We start from the raw sequence: 26,608 nt of genomic DNA, 5'->3' as shown, positions 1-26,608 counted from the left end.
TATCGTCTCTCTCGTCATGCGAGTATTCGTTACCGGAGCCTCCGGCTTCATCGGCTCGGCGGTCGTCCAAGAGCTCATCGGCGCGGGCCATCAGGTGCTCGGCCTCACCCGCTCGGATGCGGGCGCCCAGTCGCTCGCGGCCAGCGGCTCCGCCGTGCTGCGCGGCGACGTCAACGATCTGGACGCGGTGCGGCGGGCCGCCGCCGACTCGGACGGCGTCATCCACTTGGCGTTCAATCACGACTTCTCGCGGTTCGCGCAGAATTGCGACGACGACCGGCGGGTCATCGCGGCGCTCGGCGACGCACTTGCCGGCTCCGACCGCCGGCTGATCGTGACGTCCGGCACGGCCATCGCCAACGTGCCGCCGGGGCAGCTCGCGACGGAAGACGCGCCGCCGGTGCCGGCGTCGGTGTTTCCGCGCGCCGCGTCGGAAGAGGCGCTCGACGCCGTCACGGCGCGCGGCGTGAACGCCTCGGCGATGCGCCTCCCGCAAGTCCACGCGCGCGAAGCGCAAGGGCTGATCACCTACCTCATCCGCATCGCTCGCGAAAAGGGCACCGTCGCGTACGTCGGCGACGGCGCGAACCGTTGGCCCGCCGCCCACCGCCTTGACGTCGCACGGCTCTATCGGCTCGCGCTCGAGCACGGCACCGCCGGCACGCGCTACAACGCGGTCGCCGAGGAAGGCGTGCCGGCGCGCGACATCGCCGCGGTGATCGGCCGGCGATTGCACGCGCCGGTCGTGAGCATCTCGGCCGACGAGGCACCCGCCTACTTCGGTTGGATGGCGCACCTCGCGGCGACCGACATGCCCGCCTCGAGCGCGCTCACGCGGCAGCGCCTGGGCTGGAACCCCACCGGGATCGGGCTCCTCGACGACCTCGAGCAGAACGCCCAGGACCTGGAGACGCCGCTCGTGGCATCCTGACCATCGCCCGGCGCCCGGCCGAGACAGGACGGACGGGCGCCGGCCGGAACCCGAACCGGATGGCCTGGCTCACCGCCACCTACCTCATCGACTCGGAACCGGAGCGGATCGAAGCGCGCGCCGAAGCGCTGGCGCTCGAACAGAGCGTCGAGTGCCCGCTGGCGGCGATCGGCGACCAGCGCGTGCTCGACGAGATCGTCGCGCAGGTCGCCGCGATCGAGCCGGTCGCCGCGGGACGGTATCGCGTCCAGGTACGCATCGCGACCGAGACCACCGGCGGCGAGACGGCCCAGCTGATCAACATGATCTTCGGCAACTGCTCGCTGTGGGAGAACGTGCAGTTCGCCGGGCTCGAGCTGCCGCCAGCGTTCTTGGCGCAGTTCCCCGGCCCGCGGCACGGCATCGCCGGGATCCGCGCGTTGGTCGGCGCGCCGGAGCGGCCGCTGATCTCGACCGCCATCAAGCCGCAGGGCCTGCCGATCCCCGAGCTGGCGCGCCTGGTGCGCACCTTCGCGTTGGGCGGCGTCGACATCATCAAGGACGACCACGGGATCGCGAACCAGGACTACTCGCCGTTCGCGGAGCGCGTGCGCGCCTGTCAGGCGGCCTGCGAAGCGGCGGTGCAGCAGACGGGGCGCCCGTCGTTCTACGCGCCCAACCTGATCGGCTCGCCGCGCGCGCTGCGCGAGCGCGCGCGGATCGCGCGTGAGATCGGCGCGCGCGTCGTGCTCGTCTCGCCGATGGTGATCGGGCTGCCGGCCTTCGTCGACCTGATCGACGAGTATCCCGACTTCGTCTACCTGGCCCACCCCTCGTTCGGCGGCGCGACGCGCATCGCGCCCACGCTGCTGTTCGGCCGGCTGTTCCGCCTGTTCGGCGCCGACGCGACGATCTTCACCAACTACGGCGGCCGCTTTCCGTACCCGGTCGAGGACTGCGCCGCGCTGGCGCGCGCCGCGCGCGAGCCGTGGGGCCACCTGCGCCCGACGCTCCCCGTTCCGGCCGGCGGGATGCAGCTGGACCGGGTCGACGAGCTGATCGGGTTCTACGGCCGCGACACGATGCTGCTCATCGGCGGCAACCTCTTGGTCGCGCGCGACGCGCTCTTGGAGCGCACGCGCGAGTACGTGGCGAAGGTGGAGGCGCATGGACCTGCGGGCGTCGAGCAACACGCGTAGCTTCCGGCCCGACGGCGATCGGTTCCGCTGGGACGACGTCGACGTGCTGATCTACAAGGACGAGGGCAGCGCGCCGTTCCGCGAGGTCACCCGACAGGTGCTGTTCGAGGAGGCCGAACAGGGCTGCCAGCTGCGCTACTTCGAGGTCGCGCCCGGTGGGCACACGACGCTCGAGCGCCACCAGCACGTCCACGCCGTCGCGATCGTCAACGGCCGCGGCAGCGCGCTGATCGGCGACGAGGTGCGCGACGTCGCGGCGTTCGACCTCTGCCGCGTTCCGCCGATGACGTGGCACCAGTTCCGCGCCGCCGACGACGCGCCGCTGGGCTTCCTCTGCCTGGTCAGCTCCGAGCGCGATCGTCCCCAGCTGCCCTCGGACGACGACCTCGCCGCGCTACGCCGCGATCCGGCGATCGCGGCGTTCATTCGCACCTAGCGCGCTAGTCGTCGCGGTGCTCCCACGCCGCTAGCGCGTGGTCCGAGGCGGCGCGGAGCTCTTCCCACCGGGCGTGCTCGTCGGTCGTCGGGGCCGTGTCGGCGCTTTCGACCGCGCCCTCGAGCGCGCCCAGCGCGTTCGCGTACCAGCGCAGCGTCGTGAACGTCGTCGGTGGTGAGCCGACCGAATTGCGCGGGTCCTCGACCGGCGGCACGCCGGCGATGGCATCGATCTTCGCGACGTCGGCATCGCGCTGCTTGCGCGCGGCGTCGGCCGCCGCGATCGCCGCGTTGACGCGCGCCAGCTGCACGTCGACGGCGACGGCGAGCCGGTACTGCGCGACCAGATCGGCGTCGCTGACGTGGACGCGCGGGTCGCGCACGACGGTCAGCGGCTGCGTGTAGGTCTTGCCGGCGATCGTCAGTCGCACCGCGTAGCGGCCGGGCGGGACGAGCGGGCCGTCGCCGCCGCGACGGCGCCGGCGGCGCTCGGCGGCCGCGGCGGCGTGGAAGTCCCACGCGAAGCGGTGCATCCCCGGCTGCGCCGCCGGGACGGCCGGCGGCGAGAGCCAGTACGCCGGGAACGGCACGTCGTCCGGACTCGTCACCGGCGGCTTGTCCTCGCTCGACCACGCGCGCAGCACCGTGCCGCTCGCATCGACGATCGACAGTTGCACCGGACCGTGCGCGCCGGGCGGAACGACGTAATCGATCAGCGCGCCGTAGGGCGGATTCTCCCCGACCGGTGTCTCCGGCGGCGAGGCTTCGGCCTCGTCGTTGCCCGGCCGCACGCGGATCGCTTCGCGCGGCGCGAACAGACGCGCGCCGGCGGCCGGATCGTTCGCCAGCTCGCGCAGCGGCGCGAGGTCGTCGAGGATCCAGAACGCGCGTCCGTGCGTCGCGATCACGAGATCGCCTTGGCGCACGGAGAGATCGCGCACCGAGCTGGTCGGCAGGTTGAGCTGCAGCGACTGCCACGACGCGCCCTCGTCGAACGAGACGAAGACGCCGGTCTCCGTTCCCGCGTAGAGCAGCCCGCGATGCGTGGGATCTTCGCGAATCGCGTTGACGAAGCTGCCGTCGGGGATCCCGCTGACCGCCAGCCGCCAGGTGCGACCGAAGTCGTGCGTGACGTAGACGTAGGGGCGGTCGTCGTCGAGACGATGCCGGTCGACCGCGACGTAGGCGGTTCCCTCGTCGAAGTGCGACGCTTCGATCATCCCGATCTTGCTCCACGCGGTCAGACCCGGCGGCGTCACGTTGCGCCAGTTGCGCGCGTCGCGGGTGATCCACAGGTAGCCGTCGTCGGTGCCGGCCCACAGCGTCTGCGCGCGCAGCGGCGAGGGCGCGATCGCGTAGACGACGCCGCGGCGCGCGTCCTTGATCGGCGTGTCGGCCGCGGTCACCGGGTCGAGCGTGGCCGGAACGGCCGGGTTCGGCCGCGTGAGATCCGGCGAGATCACGTCCCAGTGCGCGCCGCCGTCGCGGGTGCGGAAGACGACCTGATTCGAGACGTACAGCGCGCGATCGACCGGCGAGAGCACCGCCGGTTCGGTCCACGTTTGGCGCCAGACGCCGCTGCGCCCCACCAGCGGCGAGATGTCCCGCAGCTGTCCGGTCCGCAAGTCCTCGCGGTCGACCTCGTCGCCGAAACCGTACACGACGTTGGCGTCGGTCGGGTCGGGCGCGATGCTGCCGTTCTCGCCGCCGACGTTGATCGGGCGCCAATCGCGGTCCTCGATCCCGCTGTGATCGCTGCGCGAGAGGATCATCGCGGCGCCGCTGTCCTGCTGCGCGCCGTACACCCGATACGGAAACTGGTCGTCGGTCGCGACGTGATAGAACTGGCCCGTCGGCTGATTGAACCACGAGCTCCAGTGCGCGCCGCGGTCGATGCTGATCGCGGTGCCCTGGTCGCTGGCCAACGCGATGTGGTCGCCGTCCTGCGGATCGATCCAGATGCCGTGGAAATCGTCACCGTCCGGCGAGCCTTTGATGGCGTCGAAGTGCGCGCCGCCGTTCGTCGAACGGTAGAACCCGGTGTCGGAGATGTAGACGAGGTTCTCGTCCTTCGGATCGACCGCGACGTGGCAGAAGTACCAGCCGCGCGCCCAGAGGCGCGGATCCTTATCGGCCAGCTGCCAGGTCACGCCGCCGTCGTCGCTGCGATACAAGCCGCCGTCGCGCGCGTCGACGATCGCGTACACGCGATTCGGATCGCTCGGCGCGACCGCCAGGCCGATCTTGCCCAAGCCGATCGACGGAAAGCCGCCGCCCTGCAGCTGCGTCCACGTCACGCCGCCGTCGGTCGACTTGTAGAGGCCGGTGCCCGGGCCGTTGGCAGGCGGGTAGGTGTTCCACGGCGGACGCCGCGTCTGCCACAGCGAGGCGAACACTTCGCGGCCCGACGCGTCGGCGGCCAGATCGATGGCGCCGGTGTTGACGTCGTGGAACAGCGTGCGGGTCCAGGTCGCGCCGCCGTCGGTCGAGCGGTAGACGCCGCGCATCTCGTTCGCCGCGTAGGCGTGACCGAGCGCGGCGACCAGCAGCGTGCGCGGATCGTGCGGATCGACCAGGATGCGCCCGATCTGGCGCGAGTCCTCCAGGCCGATGCGCGTCCAGGTCGCGCCGGCGTCGGTCGAGCGGTACATCCCGTTGCCGTGAATGATGTCGGAGCGCATGTCGGCCTCGCCGCTGCCGACGTAGACCGTGCTCGGATCGCTCGGCGCGACGGCCAGCGCGCCGATCGACGCGACCAGCTGACCGTCCATGATCGGCGTCCAGCTGCGTCCGGCGTCGGTCGTCTTCCAGACCCCGCCGCCGACCGCGCCCATGTAGACCGTCCGGCCGTCGCCCACCACACCGCTGACCGCCACGGTGCGGCCGCCGCGGAACGGCCCGATGTTGCGCCAGCGCATGCCCGCGTACAGCGAGGGATCGACCCGGCGCGCGCTCTGCGCGTGCGCGGCCGGCACGGCCAGCAGCAAGGGAAGCAACGCGACGAGCACGGTGAGACGAAAACGGCGCATCCATCCTCCTACGCGGCGCGCCTGCCGAGCCCTCGTCGTCAGCGTCCCAGCGCGTCGACCTCGATGCCGAACCGCTCGCGCAGCCCGGCGCGCCCGCGGTCGGTGATCCGCAGCGCCCGCGTGCCGCCGCGCCGTAGCACCCAACGCTCGCGCAGCAGACGCTCTTGCAGCGCCGCGCCGAGCGCGCCGCCCAAATGCGCGCGCGACTCGGTCCAGTCGCTGCACGCGGTGGCGAACTGCCGCCGCTGCGCCATCACCGCGTCGAGGTCGATGTCGAGCTGCGCGAACACGCCGCGCGCGGCCGGGCCGAGCTCGACCGCGCCGAACGCGCCGCGCACTTTGCGGGCCGGCGTCGGCGCGTTGACGTCGTGCAGCGCGCGCCGCGCGACCAGCGCGTCGTACACCGCCACGCCCAAGCGGCCGGCGAGATGATCGTAGCAGCTGCGCGCGACGGCCAGCTCCGGCGCCGTGCGGATCGCCGCGCGCGCGCCGCCGCAGGCATGCTCGAGCGCCTCGACGACCGCGGCGATCGCGGGATCGGCGACGGCGTAGACGACGGCACGCCCCATGCGTTCGGTGCTCACGACCTCGGCGTCGCGCAAGATCGCGAGATGATTCGACACCTTCGACTGCGCCGCGCCGCTGGCGGCGACGAGCTCCGAGACGGTCGCCGGGCCGGCGAACAGCCGCATGACCAGTTCGTAGCGCAACGGATCGTCGAGCGCGCGCACCAAGCGCAAACCGGGGTTGACCGAGGCCAGCATCGGTGATAGTATAGCGCGCTTTCTGCGATACATCAAGATATTCTGATATGTTGAATGCGATACCGGTGTCGGAGCCGCGCGAGTCTCCCTGCGTGTGGGTCGCCAACGGCGCCGCCAGCGTGCGCGAAGCGCTCGCCGATCCGTTGCTACGCGTGCGTCCGATCGACGAGCCAATTCCGCTCGCGATCGCCGGCACGCCGGCCGGCGACCTCTTCGCGCGGCTGTGCCGGCAGAACGACGGGCCGCGCCACGACGCGCTGCGCGCGATCCTGATGACGGCGCTGCGCAACGGCGAGGGCACGGCACTCGACCATGCCGCGCGACGGCGGACGGGACGTCTGATCGCCGCGTCCCCGGCGCGCGACGGTGCGCTGCTCGATCGGCTCGCGCGCGAGGTCCCCTCGACGGCGCTGGCGGCGCTTCTCGATCTGCCCGAGGCGGAGACGATGGCCGACGACGTCGGCGCGCTGGTCGCCGGTTTCGCGCCCGCGCCGACCGACGATGCGATCGTGGCGGCTTCGGCCGCGGCGGTCCGGCTGACCGAACGCGTCGCGGCCGTGTGGCCCGGCGATGACGACCTGCACGCGAACCTCGTCGGCGTCTTCACCCAGGCGTTCGACGCCACCGCCGGATTGATCGGCGCGACGCTGCTGGCGCTCGCGGCGCGCCCGCAGCTCGCTCGCGTGGCCGCGGACGACGTCGCGCTGACGCAGCGGGTCGTGCGCGAGACCGCGCGCTGGGATCCCTCGGTGCTCAGCACGCGCCGGTTCGCCGCCGCCGACACGACGCTCGGCGACTACCGCGTCCGCACCGGCGATACCGTGATCGTCATGCTGGCCGCGGCCAATCGCGATCCGGCCGCGAACCGCCGGCCCGACACGTTCGACCCCGATCGCCCCGCGCCGGTCTCGTTCACCTTCGGAGACGGCGCGCACGCGTGCTTGGGCGAGCACCTCGCCGTCACCATCGCGACGGCCGTCGTGCGCCGCGTGCTCACCGCCGGCGTCGACATCGCGAGCGCGACGGCCGCACCGCGCTATCGCGGCGAGCCCAACCTGCACATCCCCGTCTTCGGCGCGCCGTGACGCGCGGCGGCGTCAGTCGGGCAGCGCCGGTTCACCCGGTACCGGGCGGAACAGCGCGCCCGCTTCGCGCGGGGCGGCGTCGATGCCGGCGGGACGCAGGTGCCGCACGAACCACTGGACGATCGCACGCAACCGCAGCACGCGGCTGCGCGGCTTGCCGCCGCGCGAGAGCTCGTGTCCCGTCTGCGCGAACCGGACGAACTCGGTCTCGCCACGGCCCAGCCGGCGCAGCAGCGTGAACAGCTGCTCGCCCTGATCGACCGGACAGCGATAGTCGCGTTCGCTGTGCTCGATCAGCAGCGGGGCGCGCATCGAGCCGGCCGCGCGGATCGGCGAACCCTCGAACAGCGCGCGGCCCGCGTCGTCCACCCACGCCGTCGCCAGCTCGCGTTCCAGGAACCACCCGATGTCCGAGGCGCCGATCTCGCTGAGGAAGTCGTTGACGGCGCGCATCGACACGCCGGCGGCGAAACGGTCGCTGTGGCCGACCAGCCAGGTCGTCATGAAGCCGCCGTACGAGCCGCCCGCCACGCCGAGCCGCTGCTCGTCGAACGTTCCCAGCGCGAGCGCGCCATCGAGGATCGAGAGCACGTCGGCGGCGTCGATGCCGCCCCAATCGCCGAGGATGGCGTCGGCGTAGGCCGTGCCGTACGACTGCGAGCCGCGCGGGTTGCCGTACGCGACCGCCATGCCCTGGGCCGCCAGCACCTGGAACTCGAGGAAGAACGTCGCGCCGTACGCGCCGTGCGGGCCGCCGTGAATCTCGAGCACCAGCGGGACGCGCGTCTCTCGCGCGCGTTCGGGGACGAGCAGCCAGCCGTCGAGCACCGCGCCGTCGGCGGCCCGCGGCCGAAACCGGCGCGGCGCGAGCACCGTCTTTTCCGCCAACCACGGGTTGCTCGCCGTCAGGACGCGTTCGGCACCGTACGGCTCGAGCAGCGCGATCTCGTTGGGGACCGTCGGCGTGGAGAACGCGATCGCCGCCGCGCCGTTGGCCGCCAGCGTATACGCGAACACGTGCCGTTCACCGCCGGCCAGCGTGCGCACGCCGCTGCCGTGGCGCGCGAACGCACGCACCGAGGTCGCGCCCTCGTCGCATACGTGCGCGAGAATCTCACCGTCGTCCGGGCTCCAGACCGGTGCCGCCGGTAGCGAGGTGCGCAGGTCGCCGGCCAACTGATCGCCGATCGTGCGTCCCAGGGTTGCCGAAAGCGAGCGCAGGGTGCCACCGGCCGCCGGCACGACGAGCAGCTCGAAGTCGTACTGGCCGCCGCCGCTGTCACCGTGCTCGTGCCCGATGAACGCGATCTCGCGCCCGTCGTGCGAGAACACCGGCAACGCCGCCGGTCCCGCGCCGCGCGTGATCTGCGTGCGCGTGCCCTTCTCGACGTCGACGACGTACACGTCGGCCAGCGCCGTCACCGTCTCGGGCAGATCGATCCGCGCCGCGAACGCGATCCGTGTCCCGTCGGGCGACCAGGACGGCGCACCGGCGTCGAAGTCGCCGTGCGTGATCTGGCGCGCGTCACCGCCGGCGACGTCGACGACGAATAGATGCTTGCGCCGGCCGTCCAGCAGACCGTCGGCGTCACTCTTGAACGGCAGCGCGCGAAAGTGGCGCGCGCCCGTTCGCTCATCGTGATAGCCGAGCGCCGTCGCGGGATCCAGTTCGGCCGTCGCGACGAAGGCCAGCCGGCGCGCGTCGGGCGACCACGCCAGCGCGGCGATCTTGGCGTGCGTGGCGCCCACCGGGATGGCCTCGCCGCCGTCGAACCGCAGCACGAAGATCTGCTGCTCGTCGCCGCGATCGCCGACATACGCCAGCGCCGAGCCGTCCGGCGCGACGCGCGGCAAGCGATCGTTCGTGCCGCGCGTGAACGGGCGGTCGCTCCCGTCGCGGTCGACGCGATGGATCGCGCCGCGCAGCTCGTCGGCCGACGCGTCGAACGTCGTGCGGCGGTAGAAAACCGCGTCGCCGGCCGGGGTGATCTGCGGATCGGAGACCAAGACGACACGAAGCAGGTCGCTCGGTACGAGAGGAGTGGCCATCGACGCGGTGCATTTACGCCCGACGATGCGGCTTCCCGCGTTCTCCGTGCTTCTGGTAGCCCTCGTCCTCCCGGGAACGGCGCGTGCCCAGACCGGCGACGTGCTGATCCAGGCCGGTCACCAGGGCCGGCCCGCCAGCTGCGCACCCAACCACGTCGTCCACTGCTACCTGGGCGCGGCCGGCGGCGGGTTCCGCGAGCGCGACTGGACGCCGGTCGTCGCCGACGAGGCGACGCGGCGTCTGCGCGCCGACGGGTATCGCGTCCTGCGGCGGCCGGCCGACTATCCCGAGCACGATACGGCCCGCATCGCCTTGTTCTTGCACTTCGACGGCTCGGCGCCGGCCTGCGCCAGCGGTGCCTCGGTGGGCTTTCCGCCGACGACGAGCCGCGCGTTCGTCGCCGCGTGGGAACGCTTCTATCGGCCGCTCTTTCCGTTCCGTTTCGTGGGCGAAAACTTCACCGGACACGAGAGCGGCTACTACGGGTTCCGCAAGGTCGACGCGCCCCAGAAGCTGCTGATCGAGTTCGGGGAGCTGAGCTGTCCGGCGCAGCGCGCGTGGATGTATCCGCGCCTGCGGTGGCTGGGCGATCAGGTCGCGGCATTCGTCGAGAGCGAGCTGCCGCGATGAGGCGCGGACCGTTCCTGGGCATGCTGGGCGCCGCCGCACTCGCACCGCGCCGGGCGTTCGCGGCGCCGGAGCTGGCCCTGGACGGTCTGATCGCCGGGATTCCCGGCATCACGGGCGTCTACGCGCGCACGCTGGCCGCGGGTCCGCCGGCCGCCAGTTGGCGGGCGGGCGAACAGTTCCCGGCCGCGTCGGTCATCAAGCTCGCGATCATGGCGACCGTCTATCGCGCGTACGACGCCGGGACGGCGCGACCGACTGATCTGGTGCGCACGCGTGCCGACGACCTCATCGGGGGTTCCGACGTGCTGGCGGGCTCGCAGCCCGGCGCGGCCTGGTCGCTCGACACGCTGGTGAAGGCCATGATCCGCGTCAGCGACAACGCGGCCGCGAACACGCTGATCACGCAGTTCGGCATGAGCACGATCAATCACACCATGCGGCTGGCGGGCATGCGCGACTCGAAGCTCGCGCGCCACTTCGCCGACGTCGTGCCGGCCTGGAAGCGCAACCTGAACGTGGTCACCCCGCGCGACGTCGCGCGATTGCTGTTCTCGCTCGAGCACGGCACGCGCGAAGGCGAACGCACGATCGCGACGCCGCAGAGCTGCCGCGCGATGATCGAGGTGATGCTCGGCAACGACGACGCGACCAAGATCGTGCGCGGCCTGCCGCCCGGCACGCCGTGCGCGCACAAGACGGGCGAGCTCGACGGCACGCGCAACGACGCCGCGATCGTCGACCCGTTCGGCGACGCGCCCTACGTGCTGGTCGTGCTCACCCGCGACCTCACCGACTACACGGCCGGCAACGCCGGCATCGCCGCGATCGCTCGCCGCGTCGACGCCGCGTTGCGCACATCCTGAGTGGCTTCGGCAGATCCGAAGCCACTTAGTTCGTGTACTGACCGCCCTGGACGGTTTCGAACAAGAACCAGATGCGCCGTTCGGTTTCGTCGACGAACGTCTCGAGCAGCGAGGCCGTCGCGATGTCGCCGATCTCGTCGCACACGCCGTGCAGCTCGCGCATCCGCTCGACGATGTCCTTGTTGTCCTCGACGAGCTGGTGCAGCATCGCATGCGGCTCGACGTACTCGCGATCGTCGTCGTCGATGCGCGTGATGCGCGCCACCTGACCGGCCGAACGGATCGTCGGCTGACCGAGCTTGCGCGAGCGCTCCGCGAGCTGGTCGACGTAGGCGAAGATCTGATCCGCCTGCTCGTCGAGCAGCTCGTGGTACTCCTTGTAGTGGCTGCCCGAGACGTGCCAGTGGTAGTTCTTCGTCTTCAGGTAGAGCGCGATCAGATCGGCGACCAGCGGCGTGAGCGCCTTGCCGATCTCGCCGCGGTCCGACTCCGCCAAATCCGACGGGGTTCCGAGCCGCGCTTGGAATGGGGTCAGTGTTGTGGTGTCCATCAGAGATCGAACCTCCACGTCGCGCGTGCGGTTGCGCTATCGTTATTCGATGGTGACTTTGTCCATCACGTCGCCGACGCGGATGGCGTCGACGACGGTCTGGCCTTCGACGACGTGGCCGAAGACCGTGTACTGGCGGTTGAGAAACGGCGCGTCGTCCAGGCAGATGTAGAACTGCGAGCCGGCGGAGTTGGGGTTCGAGGAACGCGCCATCGCGACGGTCCCTTTGAGGTGCGGCTGCTCGCTGAACTCGGCCTCGAGCCGATAGCCCGGGCCGCCCATGCCGGTGCCGTCCGGGTCACCGCCCTGGATGACGAAGCCCGGTTCGACCCGGTGGAACGTCGTACCGTCGTAGAAGCCGGCGCGCGCCAGCTTGATGAACGCGGCCGAGTGCAGCGGCGCGACGTCGGGATAGAACGAGAAGACGATGTCGCCCTTGGCGGTCGAGATGCGGGCTTTGGCGGTCTTCGCCTCGGCGGCGAGGGTCGTGACTTCGTCGGCGGTTGGTTTGTCGTGCGTGGCCATCGTCGGGCCTCGTACCACACGCGACCGGCCGGGACCCGCGTTAGGCACCCTGCCCGCGATGGGTACGATGGTGACAAGGGACGGCCATCTGGTCGTCCGGCCGCGAAGACCGAGGTAGCAGCGAACATGCCCCGCCCGAAGGTCGCCGCCCTTCGGTTGAGCACTCCACCGGATCCGCGGCGGAGCCGATTCGTCCGCGCACGCGTCATGGCGTTTACGCAAGCGTGCGGCATCCCGGAGGCCGATACGCTCGAGTTCGTCAGCGCCGTGGCCGAGGCGTTCGCGAACGCGGTGGAGCACGCCCAGACCGTCCGCCCGATCGAAATCAGCTGCTCGCTGCTGGGTGGGGTCACGTTGCTCGCGACGATCGTCGACCACGGCCGCGGCTTCCCGATCGAGCGCGTGCTGCGGCCCGTCGACCTGCCCGACGACTTCTCCGAGCGCGGCCGCGGCCTGCCGATCATGCGGCGCTGCACCGACCACTTCTCGCTGCGCACCACGCCGGGCGGCGGGACGACCGTCGTCCTGGGCCGCACGCTGCGCTACGACGCCGAGGCGAACCAGGAGTCGATCGCCAGCTGACGGTAGCCGCGCAGGGATGCGCACGGCACGTTTGCTCGCCCTCGCCGCTTCCCTCGCGCTGGCCGCCGGTCTGCCGGCCCGCGCCGACGACCTGACGCCGCCGCTCGACCCGGCCGTCGTGGCCGTGCTGGCCCAGGTCTCGGCGGCCCGCCTGCGCGCCACCGATACACGCTTGGTCGCTTTTGGGACGCGCAGCACGCTCTCGGAACACGACCCGGGCGGGCGCGGCATCTTTGCCGCGCGCGACTGGGTGGCGGAGCAGTTCCGTGAGATCGCGCGCCACAGCAACGGACGTCTGACGGTCCGCTACGACGAGTATCTGCAGCCGACCGATCCGGCCAAACGCACACCGCGGCCGGTCGTGATCTCGTCGGTCATCGCGACGCTCCGCGGCGACGATCCGACCGGCCGCACCGTCGTCATGTCCAGCCACCTCGACTCGCGCGTCACCGACGTCGAGGACGCGGTCAAAGATGCGCCGGGCGCCGACGACAACGGCTCCGCGGTCTCGGCCGTGCTCGAAGCGGCCCGCGTGATGGTGAACCTGCCGGTCCACGCCGCGGTCGTGTTCGCCTGCTTCGACGCCGAGGAGCAAGGGCTGCTGGGCAGCGCGCACTTCGCGCGCACCTTGCAAGCCGACGCCGTCCCGGTCGAGGGCGATCTCAACAACGACATCGTCGGCGCGTCCGTCGGCGACGACGGCGTCAAGCGCGACGACTACGTGCGCATCTTCTCGGAGGCGATCCCGGCCGAGGCGAGCGTCGCGCGCGTGAACGCGCTGGGCACCGAGAACGATTCGCCCTCGCGCGAGCTGGCGCGCTTCGCGAAGACGACCGGCGACGCGTACGACCCCGGCTTCACCGGACACCTGATCTTCCGCGCCGACCGGTTCTTGCGCGGCGGCGACCACGAGTCGTTCAACGCCGCCGGCTACGCCGCGCTCCGCTTCACCGAGCCACGCGAAACCTTCGCCCACCAGCACCAGGACGTGCGCGTCGAGAACGGCGTCCAATACGGCGACCTGCTGCGGTACGTCGACTTCGACTACCTGGCCAAGGTCACGCGCTACAACATCGCGTCGCTCGCGACGATGGCGCTCGGGGCCGCCGTCCCCGTCGTGACCGTCGATACCAAGAACCTCAGCAACGACACGACGCTGGCGTGGACCGCCGTCCCCGGCGCCGTCCGCTACGAGGTCGTCCGCCGCGCCTCGACCGACGCGCAATGGACGTCGGCCCAAGACGCGGGCAACGTCACCAAGATCACCATCCCCTACTCGAAGGACGACTGGCAGTTCGGCGTCGTCAGCGTCGACGCCGCGGGACACCGGTCACCGGCGGGTTTTCCGACACCGGTGCGTTAGCCGCCGGGTGGACCGTCGCGACGGCGGGAATAGCCTCGCCATGGAAACGGATCGGGAATACGGCGGCGACCGGCCGCGGCCGGGCGACATCCCGGATGAGGAAACGGGCCAGTTCGGCGACGCCGACGATCCGGGCCTGGAGTCCGACGAGGACCTCGACGGCGAGGAAGACGCCGACGGCGGCCCGCCGCTTCACGGCTGACTCGTTGCGGGAACCGACGCCGACCCGATAGCGCTCATCGCCGCCAGAGCGGCCACCAATGCAGGGACCGAAAGATGAACGCGTCGATCGGCCCGATCGGGTACGCCCACGGGTGGAACCCGACGTAGAACGCGTAGGCGTCGACCAGTGCGATCACGACGATGCCGGAGCCGATCGTAGCCGCGTCGACTTCGGGCGCGTGGCGTGCCCCGCGCTTCGCATAGCGGACCGCGAGGAAGAACGGAACGAACGACAGCAAGAGCGGCGCGAACCCGATCAAGAGCGGAAGCAGCGCGACGAACAGGATGTGAATCCCGAACCAAACCCAGCCGAGGACGCTCAGCGTCGAGAGCACGAGCCTCCTCGGCGGGTGGGTGGTCAATTCGAGCCCGCGCCCGCCCAGGGCGTATCAGGGAGGTTGGGGGACCCTCCGGGCCGTTGTATCGGTCGGCCTCGAAGGCCGAATAATACGTCCGCGTGCCTCACAACGTTACCAGGAGGGTCAGTCGTCATTCGCCGCCGCGTCGATCGCGGCGGCAAGCAAGGCGTCGCGGTCGGTGATCGCATTGACGTCGTGAGACCAGGTTCGGATCGTCACCTCGTTCCAGGAGATCGTGATGTCCGGGTGATGGTTTTGCTCGTTGGCGATCTTGGCAATGGCGTTGACGAAGGCGATGCTGCCGTCGAAGTCTTTGCGATCGAAGGTCTTGGTGAGAGCATGGCCGTCGTTGGTCCAGCCGGGCGGAGCGTCCATCAGACGATCCCTTCCGCGCGCATGGCGCGCAGGCTCGCGTCGGCGGCGGCGATCGTTTCGGCGACGTCGGCGTCGCTGTGGGCGGTGGAGAGGAACATCACCTCGTTGTGCGAGGGCGGCAAGAGGATGCCGCGCTCGCGCATTTGCCAGTAGAACGCGGCATAGGCGCGCTGGTCGTCGCGCTGCTGGTCGTCGTACGAGCGCGTCGGCGGTCCCGGGCGGAACTTGAAGTCGACGATCGACTCCATCTGCACGACGACATAATCGAGGTCGAGGTCGCGCAGCGTCGCGCGGAGTGCGTCCGCCAGCGTGCGCGCGCGGCGATCCATCTCGACGTACAGCTCGGGCCGCGTCTCGAGGTGGTCGAGCACGCGCAAGCCCATCGCGACCGCGAACGGCATGCCGGCGTGGGTGCCACCGGTGAAGCACGGGCCGTCGGGCGCGAGCACGCCCATCACGTCGGCACGGCCGCCGAACGCGGCCAGCGGGAAGCAGCCGCCGAGGATCTTGCCGACCGTCGTCAGATCGGGGCGAACGCCGACGCGGCCCTGCGCACCGTCGAGGCCGAGTCGCAGCCAGGTGATGACCTCGTCGAAGATCAGCAGCGCACCGAATCGATCGGCGCGCTCGCGCAGGCCTTCGAGGAAGCCGGGCTCGGTCTCGACCAGGCCCATGTTGCCGCAGATCGGCTCGACGAGGATGGCCGCCAGACGATCGCCGATGCGCGCCAGGTGCCGGTCGACGTCGGCCAGATCGTTGTAGCGCGCGACGGCGAGGTCGCCGACGACGGCGGCCGGGATGCCGGAGCTCGTCGCGAGCGGTGTCTCGGCCGACGCGCCCGCGTCTTGCAGCGCCAGATCGAAGTGGCCGTGATAGTTACCGCTGAACTTGAGGACCGCGTCACGGCCGGTGAACGCGCGGGCGACGCGCACCGCGCCCTGCACCGCCTCGCTGCCGGTCGTCGAGAAGCGCAGCTTCTCCATCGAGGGCAGGTGCCCGCGAATCCGCGCCGCCAGCTCCAGCTCGAGCGGCGAGGTCGAGCCGTGCACGATGCCGTCGGCCGCCAGCGCGTCGAGGCCGTACACGAACGGGGGCGTGTGCCCGAACAGCAGCGGCCCGTACGCCATCACGTAATCGATGTAGCGCCGTCCCGCGCGATCGAAGGCGTAGGCGCCGTCCGAGCGCGCGCACACGAACGGGGCGCCGCCGACGCGCCGCCCCGCTCGCACGGGCGAGCTGGCGCCGCCGGCGAGCACGTCGTCGAGAGCTGGAGCGGAAACGGTCGGGCTGCGCATGGTCGAACCGCGTCCTTCGCGCTCCGGCTTGCGCGTCTCTCCCTCAGCGGCTCTGCAGGATGAAGAACACCCCGAGCACCAGACCGCCGACCAGGCCGAGCGCCGAGAGCGCCGGCGAGATCACCAGGCCGACGAGCACGCAGGTGATCGACAGCGCGCTCCACAGCGGCAGCGGAGAGTGCAAGCTGTAGGTGCCGACCAGGACGCCGGTCTCGGCGTCCGGATCGGCATCGCGCTTGTCGCCGACGAGATTCGCATCGCGCTCGGCCAAGATCATGTAACCGGACGCGAACGAGAGGCCGAACGCCATCACGCCCAACAGGAACGTGCCGGTCGGCTCGTGGCTGAGATACCAGTACGCGACCGCGATCACGATCGAGAACAGCGCCGAGGAGAGGAACAGCCGAACCCCCACGCTCATGGCGGCGTGAGCTCCGGATGGCGTGCGTCGAAGACCGGCCGTTCGCTGTGGATCGGCGGCAGCGAATCGAAGTTGTGCTCGGGCGGCGGCGAGCTGGTCGCCCACTCCAGCGAGTACCCACCCCACGGATCATCCGGCACCGGCTCGTGACGGCGCGTCGAGACGATGACGTCCCAGACGAACACCAGCACGCCCAGCAGCATGACGTACGACCCGATCGTCGCGATCATGTTCAGCTCGGGCAGCGGCCCGTTGGCGGGATAGGTGTAGACGCGACGCGCCATCCCGTACAGCCCGCTCAGGTGCATCGGGAAGAAGGTCACGTTGAAACCGACGAACAGCAGCCAGAAGCAGACCTTGCCCAGCGTCTCGTCGAGCTTGACGCCGAACATCTTCGGCCACCAGAAGAACAACGCGGCGAAGATCGCGAACAGGCTGCCGCCGCCGAGCACGTAGTGCATGTGCGCGACGATGAAGTACGACTGGTGCGCTTGGAAGTCGATCGGCGGCGAGGCGATCATCACGCCCGTCACGCCGCCCAGCAGAAAGTTGATCAGAAAGCCGATACAGAACAGCATCGGCGTCGCGAGCACGATCCGGCCGCGCCACATGGTCGCGATCCAGTTGAAGAACTTGACCCCGGTCGGAACCGCGATCAGGAACGAGACCGCGCTGAAGAACGGGTCGTCGACCGCGCCGCTGGTGAACATGTGGTGCGCCCACACGCCCATCGACAACCCGGCGATGGCGAACGCCGCCAGCACCAGCCCCGTGTAGCCGAAGATCGGCTTGCGCGAGAAGACCGGGATGATCTCGCTCACGACCCCGAAGTACGGCAAGATCATCACGTAGACTTCGGGGTGCCCGAAGAACCAGAACAGGTGCTGCCAGAGCAGCGCGTTGCCGCCGTAGGCCGGATCGAAGGCGTGGCCGCCCAGGTTCCGGTCGACGAACAGCAGCTCCAGGTCCGCCGCCAGCGACGGGAACGCCATGAAGATCAGCAGCGACGTCGCGATCATCTCCCAGGTGAAGATCGGGATCCGCCACATCGTCATCCCCGGCGCGCGATAGATGAACGCCGTCGTCACGAAGTTGATCGCGGTCAGGATCGTCGCCACCGAGACCAGGAAGATCCCGACGATCCACAAGTCTTGCCCCAGGCCGGTGCTGATCGCGATCTCGGAGAGCGGCGCGTACGAGGTCCAGCCGTTCCCGGCGGCACCCTCGTTGGTCGCGGCGCCGGCGAAAACCGTCAACCCGCCGAAGAGGAACATCCAGTACGAGGTCGCGTTCAGGCGCGGGAAGGCCATGTCGGCCGCGCCGATCTGCAGCGGGATCAGAAAGTTCGCCAACCCGAGCGCGAACGGCGCGACGACCAAGAAGATCATCGCGGTGCCGTGCAGCGTGAAGAGCTGCGCGTACTGCTCCGGGGTGACGACGGCGTTGTCCGGCCGGGCCAGCTGGGTGCGAATCGCGATCGCCAGCAGGCCGGCGACGGCGAAGTAGGCCAGGCTCGTCGTCAGGTACAGAATGCCGATCCGCTTGTGATCGGTCGTCGTCAGCCAGCCGAGCAGATCGTTCGACTCGGCCTCGATGCGCGGCGCGGTGGTGGCGCTCACGTGTGCCCTCCGTGGAGCCAAGCGGTGTAGTCGGCCGGCGAGACGACGCGCACGGTGAAGCCCATCAGCGCGTGCTGCAGGCCGCAGAACTCCGCGCAGTGCCCCTGGAACGTGCCCGTCTCGACCGGCCGCAGGTCGAAGGTCGTCACCAGCCCGGGGATGGCGTCGCGCTTGAACAGGAAGGCCGGCACCCAGAACGCGTGGTTGACGTCGCTCGAGGTGATCGAGATGCGCGTCGTCTCGCCGGCCGGGAGCACCAGCTGCGGCGGCGCGAGCGCCGTCCCGGTGATCGTCGGGCCGCCCGCGTACGCGAACGTCCAGCCCCAGCGGAACCCGGTCACGTCGACGGAGACCGCCGGCCGCGGGGTGACGGCCTCGACCCGCGCCTCGACCCGGTAGGTGAACACGAACAGCGCGATGACCAGCGCCAGCGGGATCAGCGTCCAGCTGATCTCGAGCACGTTGTTCGAGCTGAACTGCGGCGGCAGCCCGCCGTCGTCCGACGACCGCACGCGCCAGCGGAACACGGCGAATAGGATCAGCCCCCAGACCAGCAGCGCAACGCCGGCACCGCAGGCGATGAACAACACCCAATCCGAGGTCATCGCCGACGCCTGCGTGGTGACGGCAGCGGGCCACACATGACCGTGCACGCCGGTCTCGTACCCCGGTTTTCGTCGCGTGAACGCGTGGGTAGGGGAACGCCATGCGACCGTTGCCGGTACGCGCGCATCCCCTCGTGTTCGGCGTCGTCATCTTCCTCGCGTCCGAGTCGATGCTGTTCGCGGGACTGCTGGCCGCGTATTACGACCTGCGCGGGCAGGCGAGCACTTGGCCGCCGGTGGGGGCGCAGCTCGACGTCGCGACGGCCACCTTCGGCACCATACTGCTGGGCCTGGGCAGCGTGACGATGGGGATCGCGCAGGTCGCGGCCGGCCGCGGCCGCCGCGTCGTCGCGCGCGCGATGCTGGTGCTCACGCTGTTCTTCGCGCTCGGCTTCGCCTATATCGCGCTCGACGACTGGTCGCGCTCGAACTTCAAGGTGAACACCGACGCCTACGGGACGCTCTTCTACTGCCTGACCGGCACGCATCTCGCGCACGTCCTGGCCGGCGCGATCCTGCTCTTCGCCCTCACGCTGTTCTTGGGCAAGCCGGCCTTCACGCGCGACGCCCACGCCGGCGTCGAGGCGATCGCGTACTACTGGCACTTCGTCTTCATCGTCTGGCTCGCGGTGTGGTCGACGATCTACCTGATCCGATGACGCGCGCCACCCTGATCCTCGCCGTGCTGGCGGTCGTGGGCTGCATCGTCGCGGCGGCGCTGCACGCCAGTCCGGCGCTGCTGGGCGCCGCCACCGTCATCGCGTGCGCCGCCGTCGCGGTCGCGGCCGGCGCCGCCGCCGTCGCGCTGCACGCGCCGAACGACCTGACCGAGCCGCGCCATGCGCGCGGACCGACGCTCGATCTGGCGCCGCTGCCGGAGGACGTCGTCTCGCGCCGCGGCGTCTTCAACCGCATGTGGGGCGTGACGCTGGGCGCGTTCGCACTGCTCGGCGTCGTCCCGCTGCTGGCGCTGCAGCGCTGGAACGACCAGCGCCCGCAGGCATGGGCGCGCGGGACGCGCCTGGTCAGCCCGGCCGGAACGCCGCTGCGGCCGACGGATCTGGCCGTCGGCGGCATCGAGACCGTCTTCCCCGAGGGCAAGGTCGACGCGCCCGAGACGGCCGCGGTGCTGATCCGGCTCGACGAGCAGCACAACGTCGCCTACTCGAAGATCTGCACGCACGCGGGCTGTCCGGTCGCGATCTATCGCCGCGTCTCGCAGCAGCTCTACTGCCCGTGCCATCAGTCGGTGTTCGACGTGACCGACGGCGCGCGTCCGGTCTCGGGCCCCGCGCCGCGCCCGCTGCCGCAGTTGCCGCTCGGCACCGACGCGGCGGGCTACCTGGTCGCCGAGGGCGACTTCGACGCACCGGTCGGGCCCGACACCTGGTGGCGCACGCTGTGATCGTGCGCCGTACCGCGCGCTTCTTCGACGACCGCTTCGGCACCAACGCGGCGGTACGCTTCGTGCTGGCCAAGATCTATCCCGACCACTGGTCGTTCTATCTGGGCGAGTTCGCGCTCTACGCGTTCATCCTGCTCGTCGCGACCGGCATCTGGCTCACCTTCGTCTATCAAGACGCGCCCGACCGCGCCTTCGACTCGGTCGCCGCGCTGACGCGCGCGACCCCGGTCGGCTACCTGATCCGCCAGGTGCACCACTGGAGCGCCGACGTCTTCGTCGCCGCGATCGTCGTGCACATGGGCCGCATCTTCTTCACCGCCGCGTACCGCGCGCCGCGTGAAGTCAATTGGGTCATCGGTCTGACGATGCTGGTGCTGGCCTCGCTGACCGGTTTCACCGGCTACTCGTTGCCGAACGACGCGCTCTCCGGAACCGGCCTGCGCATCGCCGACAGCGTCACCGAGTCGGTCCCCTTCGTCGGCGGCTGGGTGGCCGAGGTGTTCAACGGGGGCGCCTACCCGGGACCGCTGCTCTTCCCGCACCTCTACACGATCCACGTCTACTTCTTGCCGGTGACGATCGCGGCGCTGCTCTCGCTCCACCTCGGTCTGCTCGTCTACCAGAAGCACACGCAGTTCGTGCGCGATCCGGCGCACGTCGTCGGCCGCCGCTTTTGGCCCGACTACGCGCTGCGCACGCTGGCCGCGTTCGCCGCCACCGTCGCCGTGATCGTGCTCTTGGCGACGCTGGTCGAGATCAACCCGATCGCGCAGTACGGGCCCTATCACGATTGGACGGTCCCGAATCCCGCCACGCCCGACTGGTACGCGGCCTTCCTCGACGGTGGGCTGCGTTTGGGGCCCTCGACCGAGCTGCGCATCTTCGGGCATCCGATCCCGCCGGTCTTCTGGCCCGGGGTCCTGCTGCCGACGCTGGCGTTCGCCTTCCTCTACACGTGGCCGTGGATCGATCGCCGCTGGACGCACGACGAGGCGACGCAACACGACGTGCTCGTTCCGCCCAGCCTGGCGCCGCGACGCGTCGGCGTCGGCGTGACGCTCCTGGCCGCGGCCGTCGTGCTGACGCTGGCCGCCAGCGACGACCAGTTCGCGCAGGCGCTGCACATGCCGGTCGTCGCGGTGGTCTGGTTCTATCGCATCCTGTTTCCGTTCGGCAGCCTGTTGGCCGGCGTCGCGGCCGCCACGTTCGCGCGCGAGCTGGCCGCGCGGCGTGCGCGGTACGGTCGTGAGCGCGAGCGCGTCGTCGCTTTGGTGCGCAACGCGCAGGGCGGCTTCGACGAACGCGAACCGGAGACGACGTGACGATCGCCGCGCTGCTGCTGCTCGCCGCGTGCCTCTACGGCTGGGGCCTGGCACGCGCGCACGCGCGCGGACGGTCGTTCTCGCGGTGGGCGATCGTCGCGTTCGCGAGCGGTCTGGTGGTCATCGCGCTCGCGCTGACGGGCCCGGTCGACCGGCTCGCCGACGCCTCGTTCTCGTGGCACATGACCGAGCATCTGCTGCTGACGGGCCTGGCCGCACCGCTGCTGTTGCTGGGCGCGCCGCTGCGGCTGGCGCTGGCGGCGCTGCCGGCGCGCCAGGCGAGCACGCTGGCGCGGGTGATGCGCTCCGCGCCGGTGCGCTGGCTGACGCACCCGATCGTCGCACTGGTCCTCTTCCTCGCGGTGCTGTACGGCACGCACTTCTCGCCGCTCTACGAGGCCGCGCTCGAGAACGAGAACGTGCACGCGTTCGAGCACGCGCTCTACCTGACCGCCGCGCTGCTGTTCTGGACGCCGATCCTGGCCGTCGCGCCGGCGCCGCACGCGCCCTCGCACCCGCTGCGCATCATGACGCTGTTCCTCGCGATGCCGACCTGCGCGTTCCTCGGCTTCGCGTTTTACGTCGCGCGCCACGTCCTGTATCCGCACTACGCGGCGATGCCCGGCGCGCTGGCCGACCAGCGCGACGCCGGGACGGTGATGTGGCTGGGCGGCGGGGTCCCGTTGTTCCTGGCACTGCTGTGGTGCGTCGGCGACTGGGGCGCGCGCGAACGGCGGCTGGCGACGTGACGCTACTGCTGGCGGCGATCCTCGCCACCGCGACGCCCGCGCCCGACGCCGCCGGCGCGCTGGCGTACGCGCAACATTGCTCGTCGTGTCACGGTGCCGATCTCCACGGCGGCCTCGGCGGGCCGCCGCTCGTCGGCGTCGGCGCGGCCACCGTCGACTTCATGCTGCAGACGGGGCGCATGCCGGCCGCCGATCCGAACGTCGAGATCGGCGACCGCCGGGTACAGCTCCCGCCGGCGACGATCGCGCACATCGAGGCCTACATCGCGGCGGTGGCGCCGGGCGGCCCCGCGATCCCCCAGGTCGTCATCGGCGATGCAACCCGCGGCCGCACGCTGTTCGAACAGAACTGCGAGCACTGCCACGGCGTCGCCGCCGAGGGCGCGCCGCTGGGCGGCGACTACTGGGCGCCGAACCTGCACCACACCAGCATCACGCAGGTCGCCGAGGCGATTCGCATCGGCCCCGACGAGATGCCGCCCTTCACCACCCAGCAGCTCAGCGACGCGGACCTCAACGACGTGGCGGCCTACGTCTTCCAGCTCGCGACTGACTCGAATACGCCACACGTGCCGGCCGCGACGAGCGGACCGGTCCCCGAAGGCTTGATCGGTTGGCTCGCGATCGCGGCGCTCTCGGCGCTCGCGTTCGCCTTCTCGCGCGAGACATCGCCCGATTCGTAAGCGCGCGGACAGCGCGCCGTGCGATCCTCCCGTGAAATGACCCCCCAGCCCGCTCGCGTCGCAGTCGTCGGCCACGGTTGCGTCGCCGCCTCATTTCAGACCGCCCTCGCGGCGCTCCCCATACGGGTCGCCGTCGTCGAGCCGGCCGACGCCGCCCGGGTCAACGCCGACGTCGTCGTGCTGGCGACCGGATCGTTCGCGCTCGACGCCGAGAACTTGGTCGCCGCCGCCGCGCGCAACGCGCCGTCGGTCGCCTGGGTGGTGCGCCGCCTGGACGAAGCGGTGCCGCACGCCGTGCTGGTGATCGCGTCCCCGCCGGCCGCGCTGACGACGCGCATCGCGATCGACGTCTCCACCCGCTCGAGCGAACGCATCGTCGGTGTCGGCGGCCCGCGCCGCGACCAAGCCGACCGGGTCGTGCAGGTGGTCGCGGCCATTCTGAGCGATCGCGGCGAGGTCCAAGAGGTCTGCGCCACCGCGCCGCGATCGTACGCGGTCGGCGACGTCGTGCTCGAGCTCCCGTGCGCGCTGGGCCGCGACGGCGTGCGCGAGCGCCACTCGGTCGAACGAACCGCCGACGAACAGCTCGGTCTGGCCGTCACCGCCGCCACGCTGCGAGCCGCCTACGAGACGCTGGTCGGCGGCGCCGCCGCCGTTTCGCCCGTCTAAGGAATCAGGGACGTGCTCGACCGCGTGTCCGAAGAGGTCACCTCGTTGGACCGAAACCAGACGCCGCCCCGCGAGCTGCGCGTCATCGTGATGTGCACCTTGCGGCGAACCGGCGTCTTGACCGGAACGCCGATGATCTCGGCGTCGATGACGTCGTAGCGTCCGCGCGGGACGATCACGTCGCCGCCCGGGTCGTCGTACGTCGTCGTCGTCCCCGGCTCGATCACGATATGGTCGCCGGTGAGCCCGCCGACCGCGGCGTCGCGCAGTTGGCCGTACGCGCGCAGCAGCGTTCGCGAGACGATCGGCAGCGCGTTCGTCTCGTCGCGCAGGTTCCCGTCCTGATCGACGGTATGGTGAACGGGGCGCGGGCCGTAGCGCTCACCGTACAGGTTCCACCCGTCGGCGGCGATGTCGATCTCCGTTTGGCCGGTGTTGCGCCACTGCACGGTCACCCGGAGCACTTCGCGCTTGGCGTCGTGGCCGACCCGTTGCACGAGGATGGTGGGGTCGAGCGCGGCCGGCTCGCCGGCGGGCTTGATCTTCTCTTGGTAGACGAACGTGTAGAACGCCCACAACCCGGCCGCGATGATGGCGACCGCCTCGATGACGTGGCGGAACGTCGTCCAGCGGTCTTCGACGATTCGGATCGCATGCGGTTCGCGCACGGGGCGTTCGCTCATCGGGCCAGCGCGATGCTCAGCGCGCCGAGCAGCTTGCCGCGCAGCGGCACGTAGGCGCGCCGGCCGAAGACGTCGTAGCCGTTGGCCTCGATGCGCTCGAGGATCGCGCGGTAGAGCGAGAGCGCGACGCCGACGGTGAAGCGCGAGGAGGGCTCGAGCATCGCGACGCCCGGCTCGGCCTGCGCGTACAGCTCGCGCACGCGCGCGATCTCGAACCGCATCAGCGCGACGAACCGATCGTCGAGCGCATGGGCGAAGATCGCCTCCTCGGAGTATCCGAACCGTCGCAGGTCCTCGGCGGGCAGGTACACGCGGCCCAGGCGGGCGTCTTCACCGACATCGCGCAGGATGTTCGTCATCTGCATCGCCCGTCCCAGTGCCGTCGCATAGCGCTCGGCACGCGGGTCGCGCGCGCCCAGGATCGGCAGCACCAGCTGCCCGACGGTGGCGGCGACCAGATCGCAGTACTCGCGCAAGTCCTCGTAGGACGCGTAGCGCTGGATGCGCAGATCCTGGCGCGCGCCGCGCAGGAGCGCCAGCGCCGGCGCCAGCGGCACGCCGAAGCGCGCGACCGCGCCCGCCAGCGCGATCAGGACCGGATCTTCGTTCGGTCGGCCGGCGAAGGCGTCGCGCGCCGCGCGCTCCCACCGGTCGAGCGCGGCCTCGCGCTGCGCGACCGGCGCGTCGTCGTCGACGATGTCGTCGGCCCGGCGGCAGAACGCGTAGACGGCCCACACCGCGCGCCGGCGGACGGCCGGCAGGAACAGCGAGCTCCAGTAGAACGTCTTCGAGTGCCGGCGCGCGATGGCGCGGCACGCGTCGACCGGATCGACCTCACGCGCGCGCATGCGACTCCGCCAGCAACGCGTCGACCGCCATGCGGGCGCTGCGCACCGCGCCCTCGACGCTGGCCGGGAACTGGGTGTCGACGTAACAGCCGGCCAGGAACAGGTTGCGCACCGGCGTGCGGACACCGGGCCGCAGCCGTTCCGCGCCCGGACTGGCGCGGTAGACGCTGCGCGGAACGCGGACGAGCTTCGCCTTGACCAGTCGCTCGCGCGTCGCCGCCGGATAGAGCCTGCCCAGATCGTCCAGCACGCGCGCGATCACCGTCTCGTCGTCCTGCGCGATCAGCTCGTCGGCCGGCGCGACGCACGCTTCGATGAAGGAGCGGTCGCGCCAGCCGTAGCCCGGCGAGGCCTGCCCGAGGTCCGCGTGCACGCTCAGAATCGTTCCCGGCGCGAACATCAGGTTGGTGAACGGCGAGACCGGCCGGTCGAACCACAGGTGCGCGTTGATGACCGGCGCGCTCTCGAGCGTCGCGACGCCGCGCAGTGCGGGCGCGCGCAACAGATCGGTCGGGAGTAGGCGGCGCGCGTCGTGGATGGGCGTCGCCAGCACGACCTGCTCGGCCTCGATCGTGCGCCCGTCGCGGGTGCGCACGCCGGTGCAGCGATCGCCGGAGAACAGCAGCTCGGCCACGCCCGCGCTGGTCTCGACGGTCGCGCCGCCGCGGCGGACGTGGTCGGCAAGCGGGTCGACGAAGCGCGGTCCGGGCGGTCCGTCGAGAAAGCCCGCGCGGCTGGCGTTGCGGGTCGAGGCGAAGTAGGCCATGACGCGCAGCATCGCCGTCGCGGAGATCGCCTCGACGGGGGTGAAGTTGAGCGCCAGGGCCATCGGCGCGAAGAACGTGCGCAGCATGTGCTCGGACATCCCGCGCTTGCGGTGCCACTGCGCGTAGCTCAGATCGTCCTGGCGCTCGGCGTAGCGGTGATCGCGCAGCAGAACGGGCAGCGTGCCGCTCGCGAACAGCACCTTCTCCCACGCGTTGAAGACGTAGCGCGCGTTGAGCACGGCGCCGATGCCGTTGAACGGCGAGGGCGCGTCGACGAAGCGGAACTCCTCGTAGACGGCCTGGCCGTTCCAGCGCGGCGAGAAGTGCGGCGGCATCGCCCAGGTCAGCGTGTGCGGCTGCCACCGGACGCGGTCGGCGATTCCGACTTTGGCCAACAGCGCATGGAGCCGCGCGTAGCCGCCGAAGAAGGCGTGCAACCCCGTCTCGAGGACGTCACCGTCGGCGTCGCGCCAGGACGAGAGCTTGCCGCCCAGAACCGGTCGCTTCTCCAAGACGACCGGACTGCGGCCGGCCTCGACGAGGTAGAGGGCGGCTGCCAGGCCTGCCGGGCCGCCGCCCACGATCAGCGCGTCAACCATCG

General features: G+C 70.9%; 29 protein-coding genes. 15 read left to right on the top strand and 14 right to left on the bottom strand.

Annotated features, from left to right (window positions below; genetic code table 11):
- The first annotated feature begins 16 nt into the window (after window positions 1-16).
- Genes VMD91_17245 through VMD91_17235 form a run of 3 tightly spaced genes read left to right on the top strand, consistent with a single transcriptional unit; the run spans window position 17 to window position 2,545 of the window.
- Window positions 17-931: an SDR family oxidoreductase gene (locus tag VMD91_17245; protein ID HTW85820.1), complete on the top strand. Its 915-nt coding sequence runs from the start codon at window positions 17-19 to the stop codon at window positions 929-931.
- 59 nt (window positions 932-990) lie between these two features.
- Window positions 991-2,109, top strand: coding sequence for a RuBisCO large subunit C-terminal-like domain-containing protein (locus VMD91_17240; GenBank protein HTW85819.1), 1,119 nt, complete (start codon window positions 991-993; stop codon window positions 2,107-2,109).
- Window positions 2,078-2,545, top strand: coding sequence for a cupin domain-containing protein (locus tag VMD91_17235; GenBank protein ID HTW85818.1), 468 nt, complete (start codon window positions 2,078-2,080; stop codon window positions 2,543-2,545). The genes VMD91_17240 and VMD91_17235 overlap by 32 nt, the downstream gene beginning before the upstream one ends.
- A gap of 4 nt (window positions 2,546-2,549) precedes the next feature.
- Here VMD91_17235 and VMD91_17230 read toward each other — a convergent pair whose 3' ends face one another.
- Window positions 2,550-5,573, bottom strand: coding sequence for a hypothetical protein (locus VMD91_17230; protein HTW85817.1), 3,024 nt, complete (start codon window positions 5,571-5,573; stop codon window positions 2,550-2,552).
- 38 nt (window positions 5,574-5,611) lie between these two features.
- Window positions 5,612-6,337 carry a metalloregulator ArsR/SmtB family transcription factor gene (locus VMD91_17225; protein HTW85816.1) on the bottom strand — a complete coding sequence of 242 codons (726 nt, stop codon included), beginning with the start codon at window positions 6,335-6,337 and terminating at the stop codon, window positions 5,612-5,614.
- Between the two features lie 65 nt (window positions 6,338-6,402).
- On the opposite strand from VMD91_17225, the gene VMD91_17220 reads away from it, so the two are divergent.
- Complete coding sequence (locus VMD91_17220; protein HTW85815.1) at window positions 6,403-7,422, top strand: cytochrome P450; 1,020 nt, start codon at window positions 6,403-6,405, stop codon at window positions 7,420-7,422.
- 12 nt (window positions 7,423-7,434) lie between these two features.
- Here the strand turns inward: VMD91_17220 and VMD91_17215 are convergent, their stop codons facing one another.
- Window positions 7,435-9,471: a S9 family peptidase gene (locus tag VMD91_17215; GenBank protein HTW85814.1), complete on the bottom strand. Its 2,037-nt coding sequence runs from the start codon at window positions 9,469-9,471 to the stop codon at window positions 7,435-7,437.
- Between the two features lie 46 nt (window positions 9,472-9,517).
- On the opposite strand from VMD91_17215, the gene VMD91_17210 reads away from it, so the two are divergent.
- The gene (locus tag VMD91_17210) at window positions 9,518-10,102 is read left to right on the top strand and encodes a hypothetical protein (GenBank protein HTW85813.1); all 585 of its coding nucleotides are present in this window, start codon (window positions 9,518-9,520) and stop codon (window positions 10,100-10,102) included.
- Window positions 10,099-10,965: a serine hydrolase gene (locus VMD91_17205; GenBank protein HTW85812.1), complete on the top strand. Its 867-nt coding sequence runs from the start codon at window positions 10,099-10,101 to the stop codon at window positions 10,963-10,965. Before VMD91_17210 ends, VMD91_17205 begins: the two co-directional genes overlap by 4 nt.
- Window positions 10,966-10,990: 25 nt before the next feature.
- Here VMD91_17205 and VMD91_17200 read toward each other — a convergent pair whose 3' ends face one another.
- Both VMD91_17200 and VMD91_17195 read right to left on the bottom strand, forming a co-directional pair.
- On the bottom strand, window positions 10,991-11,515 hold the full coding sequence (locus VMD91_17200) for a DNA starvation/stationary phase protection protein (GenBank protein HTW85811.1): 525 nt from the start codon (window positions 11,513-11,515) through the stop codon (window positions 10,991-10,993).
- Between the two features lie 42 nt (window positions 11,516-11,557).
- Complete coding sequence (locus VMD91_17195) at window positions 11,558-12,040, bottom strand: peptidylprolyl isomerase (GenBank protein ID HTW85810.1); 483 nt, start codon at window positions 12,038-12,040, stop codon at window positions 11,558-11,560.
- Between the two features lie 126 nt (window positions 12,041-12,166).
- On the opposite strand from VMD91_17195, the gene VMD91_17190 reads away from it, so the two are divergent.
- Genes VMD91_17190 through VMD91_17180 form a run of 3 tightly spaced genes read left to right on the top strand, consistent with a single transcriptional unit; the run spans window position 12,167 to window position 14,187 of the window.
- A complete protein-coding gene (locus VMD91_17190; GenBank protein HTW85809.1) occupies window positions 12,167-12,622 on the top strand; it encodes an ATP-binding protein in 456 nt (151 codons plus the stop codon).
- 16 nt (window positions 12,623-12,638) lie between these two features.
- Complete coding sequence (locus VMD91_17185) at window positions 12,639-13,985, top strand: M28 family peptidase (GenBank protein ID HTW85808.1); 1,347 nt, start codon at window positions 12,639-12,641, stop codon at window positions 13,983-13,985.
- 40 nt (window positions 13,986-14,025) lie between these two features.
- Window positions 14,026-14,187 (top strand): hypothetical protein, encoded by a 162-nt coding sequence (locus VMD91_17180; protein HTW85807.1) that lies wholly within the window; start codon window positions 14,026-14,028, stop codon window positions 14,185-14,187.
- Between the two features lie 34 nt (window positions 14,188-14,221).
- On the opposite strand, the gene VMD91_17175 is transcribed toward VMD91_17180, so the two are convergent.
- The 6 genes from VMD91_17175 to coxB all read right to left on the bottom strand — a co-directional run bounded on the left by VMD91_17175 (window position 14,222) and on the right by coxB (window position 18,929).
- Window positions 14,222-14,542 (bottom strand): hypothetical protein, encoded by a 321-nt coding sequence (locus tag VMD91_17175; protein ID HTW85806.1) that lies wholly within the window; start codon window positions 14,540-14,542, stop codon window positions 14,222-14,224.
- A 147-nt stretch (window positions 14,543-14,689) separates the two neighbouring features.
- Window positions 14,690-14,941, bottom strand: a complete 252-nt coding sequence (locus tag VMD91_17170) for a 4a-hydroxytetrahydrobiopterin dehydratase (protein ID HTW85805.1) — start codon at window positions 14,939-14,941, stop codon at window positions 14,690-14,692.
- On the bottom strand, window positions 14,941-16,236 hold the full coding sequence (locus VMD91_17165; GenBank protein HTW85804.1) for a glutamate-1-semialdehyde 2,1-aminomutase: 1,296 nt from the start codon (window positions 16,234-16,236) through the stop codon (window positions 14,941-14,943). Before VMD91_17165 ends, VMD91_17170 begins: the two co-directional genes overlap by 1 nt.
- Window positions 16,237-16,279: 43 nt before the next feature.
- The gene (locus VMD91_17160) at window positions 16,280-16,657 is read right to left on the bottom strand and encodes a cytochrome c oxidase subunit 4 (protein ID HTW85803.1); all 378 of its coding nucleotides are present in this window, start codon (window positions 16,655-16,657) and stop codon (window positions 16,280-16,282) included.
- Window positions 16,654-18,276: a cytochrome c oxidase subunit I gene (ctaD, locus tag VMD91_17155; GenBank protein HTW85802.1), complete on the bottom strand. Its 1,623-nt coding sequence runs from the start codon at window positions 18,274-18,276 to the stop codon at window positions 16,654-16,656. Before ctaD ends, VMD91_17160 begins: the two co-directional genes overlap by 4 nt.
- Window positions 18,273-18,929 (bottom strand): cytochrome c oxidase subunit II, encoded by a 657-nt coding sequence (gene coxB, locus VMD91_17150; GenBank protein ID HTW85801.1) that lies wholly within the window; start codon window positions 18,927-18,929, stop codon window positions 18,273-18,275. Before coxB ends, ctaD begins: the two co-directional genes overlap by 4 nt.
- 53 nt (window positions 18,930-18,982) lie before the next feature.
- On the opposite strand from coxB, the gene VMD91_17145 reads away from it, so the two are divergent.
- From VMD91_17145 to VMD91_17120, 6 genes are read left to right on the top strand one after another with little or no spacing between them, the layout of a single operon-like run.
- Window positions 18,983-19,540, top strand: a complete 558-nt coding sequence (locus VMD91_17145; GenBank protein HTW85800.1) for a cytochrome c oxidase subunit 3 — start codon at window positions 18,983-18,985, stop codon at window positions 19,538-19,540.
- Window positions 19,537-20,286 carry a Rieske (2Fe-2S) protein gene (locus tag VMD91_17140; protein ID HTW85799.1) on the top strand — a complete coding sequence of 250 codons (750 nt, stop codon included), beginning with the start codon at window positions 19,537-19,539 and terminating at the stop codon, window positions 20,284-20,286. The genes VMD91_17145 and VMD91_17140 overlap by 4 nt, the downstream gene beginning before the upstream one ends.
- A complete protein-coding gene (locus VMD91_17135; protein ID HTW85798.1) occupies window positions 20,271-21,608 on the top strand; it encodes a cytochrome b N-terminal domain-containing protein in 1,338 nt (445 codons plus the stop codon). Before VMD91_17140 ends, VMD91_17135 begins: the two co-directional genes overlap by 16 nt.
- Window positions 21,605-22,357 (top strand): cytochrome c oxidase assembly protein, encoded by a 753-nt coding sequence (locus tag VMD91_17130; GenBank protein HTW85797.1) that lies wholly within the window; start codon window positions 21,605-21,607, stop codon window positions 22,355-22,357. The genes VMD91_17135 and VMD91_17130 overlap by 4 nt, the downstream gene beginning before the upstream one ends.
- On the top strand, window positions 22,354-23,040 hold the full coding sequence (locus tag VMD91_17125) for a c-type cytochrome (GenBank protein HTW85796.1): 687 nt from the start codon (window positions 22,354-22,356) through the stop codon (window positions 23,038-23,040). Before VMD91_17130 ends, VMD91_17125 begins: the two co-directional genes overlap by 4 nt.
- 36 nt (window positions 23,041-23,076) lie before the next feature.
- Window positions 23,077-23,709 (top strand): hypothetical protein, encoded by a 633-nt coding sequence (locus VMD91_17120; protein ID HTW85795.1) that lies wholly within the window; start codon window positions 23,077-23,079, stop codon window positions 23,707-23,709.
- Here VMD91_17120 and VMD91_17115 read toward each other — a convergent pair.
- Genes VMD91_17115 through VMD91_17105 form a run of 3 tightly spaced genes read right to left on the bottom strand, consistent with a single transcriptional unit; the run spans window position 23,706 to window position 26,606 of the window.
- Complete coding sequence (locus tag VMD91_17115; protein ID HTW85794.1) at window positions 23,706-24,392, bottom strand: hypothetical protein; 687 nt, start codon at window positions 24,390-24,392, stop codon at window positions 23,706-23,708. The two genes, VMD91_17120 and VMD91_17115, sit on opposite strands and share 4 nt — an antisense overlap.
- Window positions 24,389-25,240 carry a squalene/phytoene synthase family protein gene (locus tag VMD91_17110; protein ID HTW85793.1) on the bottom strand — a complete coding sequence of 284 codons (852 nt, stop codon included), beginning with the start codon at window positions 25,238-25,240 and terminating at the stop codon, window positions 24,389-24,391. The genes VMD91_17115 and VMD91_17110 overlap by 4 nt, the downstream gene beginning before the upstream one ends.
- Window positions 25,227-26,606: an FAD-dependent oxidoreductase gene (locus VMD91_17105; protein ID HTW85792.1), complete on the bottom strand. Its 1,380-nt coding sequence runs from the start codon at window positions 26,604-26,606 to the stop codon at window positions 25,227-25,229. Before VMD91_17105 ends, VMD91_17110 begins: the two co-directional genes overlap by 14 nt.
- Between the last annotated feature and the right edge of the window lie 2 nt (window positions 26,607-26,608).

This window comes from Candidatus Sulfotelmatobacter sp. (assembly GCA_035504415.1).
In the GTDB taxonomy this organism is placed as follows: domain Bacteria; phylum Vulcanimicrobiota; class Vulcanimicrobiia; order Vulcanimicrobiales; family Vulcanimicrobiaceae; genus Vulcanimicrobium.
Note: the sequence above shows the minus strand (reverse complement) of the source record. Positions and strands in the feature narration are given on the sequence as shown.

Coding starts and splice junctions, on each gene's coding strand:
- VMD91_17230 (HTW85817.1), bottom strand. CDS start 5,573: ATGCGCCGTTTTCGTCTCACCGTGCTCGTCGCGTTGCTTCCCTTGCTG.
- VMD91_17115 (HTW85794.1), bottom strand. CDS start 24,392: ATGAGCGAACGCCCCGTGCGCGAACCGCATGCGATCCGAATCGTCGAA.
- VMD91_17110 (HTW85793.1), bottom strand. CDS start 25,240: ATGCGCGCGCGTGAGGTCGATCCGGTCGACGCGTGCCGCGCCATCGCG.
- VMD91_17120 (HTW85795.1), top strand. CDS start 23,077: ATGACCCCCCAGCCCGCTCGCGTCGCAGTCGTCGGCCACGGTTGCGTC.
- VMD91_17205 (HTW85812.1), top strand. CDS start 10,099: ATGAGGCGCGGACCGTTCCTGGGCATGCTGGGCGCCGCCGCACTCGCA.
- VMD91_17170 (HTW85805.1), bottom strand. CDS start 14,941: ATGGACGCTCCGCCCGGCTGGACCAACGACGGCCATGCTCTCACCAAG.
- VMD91_17215 (HTW85814.1), bottom strand. CDS start 9,471: ATGGCCACTCCTCTCGTACCGAGCGACCTGCTTCGTGTCGTCTTGGTC.
- VMD91_17105 (HTW85792.1), bottom strand. CDS start 26,606: ATGGTTGACGCGCTGATCGTGGGCGGCGGCCCGGCAGGCCTGGCAGCC.
- VMD91_17225 (HTW85816.1), bottom strand. CDS start 6,337: ATGCTGGCCTCGGTCAACCCCGGTTTGCGCTTGGTGCGCGCGCTCGAC.
- VMD91_17145 (HTW85800.1), top strand. CDS start 18,983: ATGCGACCGTTGCCGGTACGCGCGCATCCCCTCGTGTTCGGCGTCGTC.
- VMD91_17160 (HTW85803.1), bottom strand. CDS start 16,657: ATGAGCGTGGGGGTTCGGCTGTTCCTCTCCTCGGCGCTGTTCTCGATC.
- VMD91_17140 (HTW85799.1), top strand. CDS start 19,537: ATGACGCGCGCCACCCTGATCCTCGCCGTGCTGGCGGTCGTGGGCTGC.
- VMD91_17190 (HTW85809.1), top strand. CDS start 12,167: ATGCCCCGCCCGAAGGTCGCCGCCCTTCGGTTGAGCACTCCACCGGAT.
- VMD91_17180 (HTW85807.1), top strand. CDS start 14,026: ATGGAAACGGATCGGGAATACGGCGGCGACCGGCCGCGGCCGGGCGAC.
- VMD91_17200 (HTW85811.1), bottom strand. CDS start 11,515: ATGGACACCACAACACTGACCCCATTCCAAGCGCGGCTCGGAACCCCG.
- VMD91_17195 (HTW85810.1), bottom strand. CDS start 12,040: ATGGCCACGCACGACAAACCAACCGCCGACGAAGTCACGACCCTCGCC.
- VMD91_17235 (HTW85818.1), top strand. CDS start 2,078: ATGGACCTGCGGGCGTCGAGCAACACGCGTAGCTTCCGGCCCGACGGC.
- VMD91_17165 (HTW85804.1), bottom strand. CDS start 16,236: ATGCGCAGCCCGACCGTTTCCGCTCCAGCTCTCGACGACGTGCTCGCC.
- VMD91_17245 (HTW85820.1), top strand. CDS start 17: ATGCGAGTATTCGTTACCGGAGCCTCCGGCTTCATCGGCTCGGCGGTC.
- VMD91_17240 (HTW85819.1), top strand. CDS start 991: ATGGCCTGGCTCACCGCCACCTACCTCATCGACTCGGAACCGGAGCGG.
- VMD91_17185 (HTW85808.1), top strand. CDS start 12,639: ATGCGCACGGCACGTTTGCTCGCCCTCGCCGCTTCCCTCGCGCTGGCC.